General features: G+C 77.7%; 2 protein-coding genes. Both read right to left on the reverse strand.

From position 1 onward, the window contains the following. On the reverse strand, window positions 1-418 hold a 418-nt coding region (locus EBM89_RS20305), incomplete at its 3' end, for an amidohydrolase family protein (protein ID WP_147463648.1). Window positions 419-544: 126 nt separating this feature from the next. After that, window positions 545-2,600 (reverse strand): DEAD/DEAH box helicase (locus tag EBM89_RS20310; protein WP_122151376.1); only part of this gene is annotated, 2,056 nt, incomplete at its 5' end.

A 2,600-nucleotide genomic window follows, 5' to 3' on the forward strand; every position in this document is an offset into this window, starting at 1 on the left:
GGTGGTCGTCCCAGCCGTACCCGCACAGCGGCGCCCCCTGCGCCGCCGCCTCGCGCCCCGGCGCACCGGTGGCGGCGGCGCGCACGGTCGCGAGCGCACCGGCGAGGTCCGCGGCGCCCGACAGGTCCACCGCCCCGAGCCGCAGCCCCGCGTCGAGCAGGTGGGCGTGCGCGTCGACGAACCCGGGGGTGACCAGGGCGCCGTCCAGCCGGACCACCGCGTCCGCGGCGTCGGTGAGGCCGTCGGCCTCGTCCTCGCGCCCGATCCAGCCGATCGCGCCGTCCACGACGAGCAGCGCGGTCGGGGCGTCCTCGAGCAGGTCCTCGGGGACGGGGCCGCGACGGGGCGGTCGGTCGGGGCGTGCGGCGAGGACGGCGGGCGTCAGCACCGCACCGCCCCGGTACAGGGTGGTGCTCACGTCCCGCACCCTAACCACGCCCGGCGCACCCGGCGCGCCGCGTTGTCGCCCAGGTCACAGCGCGGCCCGGATCAGGAGCGGGCCAGGAGCGGACCAGCAGCGGCTCAGGTCCCGGTCAGGTCCGGCTCAGGTCCCGGCGTACGCGACCACGCCGCGGCGCACCGCCCCGACGGCCTTGCGCGCCGTCTCGCGCAGGTGCGCGTCGGGCGCCGCCTTCGCGACCTGGTCGAGGACGTCGACCACCTGCTTGCACCACCGGACGAAGTCGCCCGCCGCGAGGTCCGCGTCCCGCAGCACGGCGTCCAGGCTGCGCCCCGCCGCCCACCGGTGCAGCGGCTGCACCAGGCCCAGGTCCAGGGGCTGCGTCGACTCCAGCCGGTGCGCGACCTCCAGGTCGTCCAGCTCGGACCAGATCCGCGTGGTGGCGTCGAGCGCCACGCCGAGGCGCCCGGCGGGACCACCCGGGACGGCGGGGCCGCGGTCGCGGTCGTCGCGGCGGGCCGAGTACACGACGGCGGACACGGCGGCGGCCAGGCCGGGGACGTCCAGGTCCGCCCAGGCGCCGCGCCGCAGGCACTCGGCGAGCAGCAGGTCGTTCTCCGCGTAGATCCGGCGCAGCCAGCGGCCGTCCTCGGTGACGCGGGTGCCGCCCTCGTCGTCCGGCGCCAGGTAGCCGAGCGAGCCGAGGACGTCGCAGATCCGGTCGAACACCACGGCGATCGACCCGGTCCGGCCCTCGATGCGGCGCAGCAGCGCCCGGTGCTCGCCGTCCAGCCGGTACCAGCGCTCCGCCCAGCGGGCGTGCTCCTCGCGGTCGGGGCACTGGTGGCACGGGTGGGCGCGCATCTCCCGGCGCAGCGCGGCGATGCGGGCGTCCTCGTCCTGCTCGGTGAGCGCCCGACCCCGGCGGCGGCTCGGCGCCGCGCCGTCGACCCGGCCCGCGGTGATCTCCGCCCGCAGCGCGGCGGCCAGGTCCCGGCGCGACGAGGCGGCGCGCGGCGAGAAGCCCTTCGGGACCCGCAGCGTGCCGACGGTGCGGACCCCGTCGCCGACGTCCTGGACGGACAGCCGCCGGACCTCCCGCTCCGTGGTGAGCACGAGCGGGCGCGCGCCGTCGAACCCGCCCTGGGTCCCGGGGTCCACGACGACGGCGTGCACCGCGCGCCGCCCGGAGGGCACCGCGACGACGTCGCCGACGACCAGGCCGCCGAGGCTCTCCGCCGCGGCCCGGCGGCGGGCCGCCGCACCGGCGCGGTGCACACCGCGTTCCAGGTCCGAGATCTCCCGGCGGATCCGCGCGTACTCCCCGAAGTCCCCGAGGTGGCAGGACATCGCCTCGGCGTAGCCCTCCAGCGCCTCGGCGTGCTGCTGCGCCTGCCGCGCGAGCCCGACGACACCGCGGTCCGCCTGGAACTGCGCGAACGACGTCTCCAGGACCTCGCGGGCGCGCACGCGGCCCACCTGGGCGACGAGGTTCACCGCCATGTTGTACGTCGGCCGGAACGCCGAGCGCAGCGGGTACAGCCGCTTGGACGCGAGACCAGCGAGGGCCATCGGGTCCAGGTCGCCCCGGCCCACCACGACGGCGTGCCCCTCGCTGTCGATGCCGCGGCGCCCCGCGCGCCCGGTCAGCTGGGTGTACTCCCCCGGCGTGATGTCGACGTGGTGCGAGCCGTCCCACTTGACCAGCTTCTCCAGCACCACGGACCGCGCGGGCATGTTGATGCCGAGCGCCAGCGTCTCGGTCGCGAACACGACCTTGACGAGGCCGCGGGCGAACGCCTCCTCGACGGTCTCCTTGAACGCGGGGAGCATCCCGGCGTGGTGCGCCGCGACGCCGCGGGTCAGCGCGTCCACGAACCCCCAGTAGCCGACGACGTCGAGGTCCTCCGGCGCGATCGAGGCGCACCGCGTCTCGGCGATCTCCCGGATCTCCGCCTGCTCCGCCGGGGACGTCAGGCGCAGGCCGCCCGCGAGGCACTGCTGCACCGCCCCGTCGCAGCCGGCGCGCGAGAAGATGAACACGATCGCGGGCAGCAGCCCGGCCTCGTCCAGGACATCGACCATCACCGGGCGCGGTACGGGCCGCGGGCCGCCGGACCCGCCCGGGCCTCCCGGTCCGCCACCCGGGCGGCGGCCACCGGGGCCGCGGAAGCCCCGGTCGCCCGGGCCCCGACGCCCG

This window comes from Cellulomonas triticagri, assembly GCF_003696205.1.
Taxonomy (GTDB): domain Bacteria; phylum Actinomycetota; class Actinomycetes; order Actinomycetales; family Cellulomonadaceae; genus Cellulomonas; species Cellulomonas triticagri.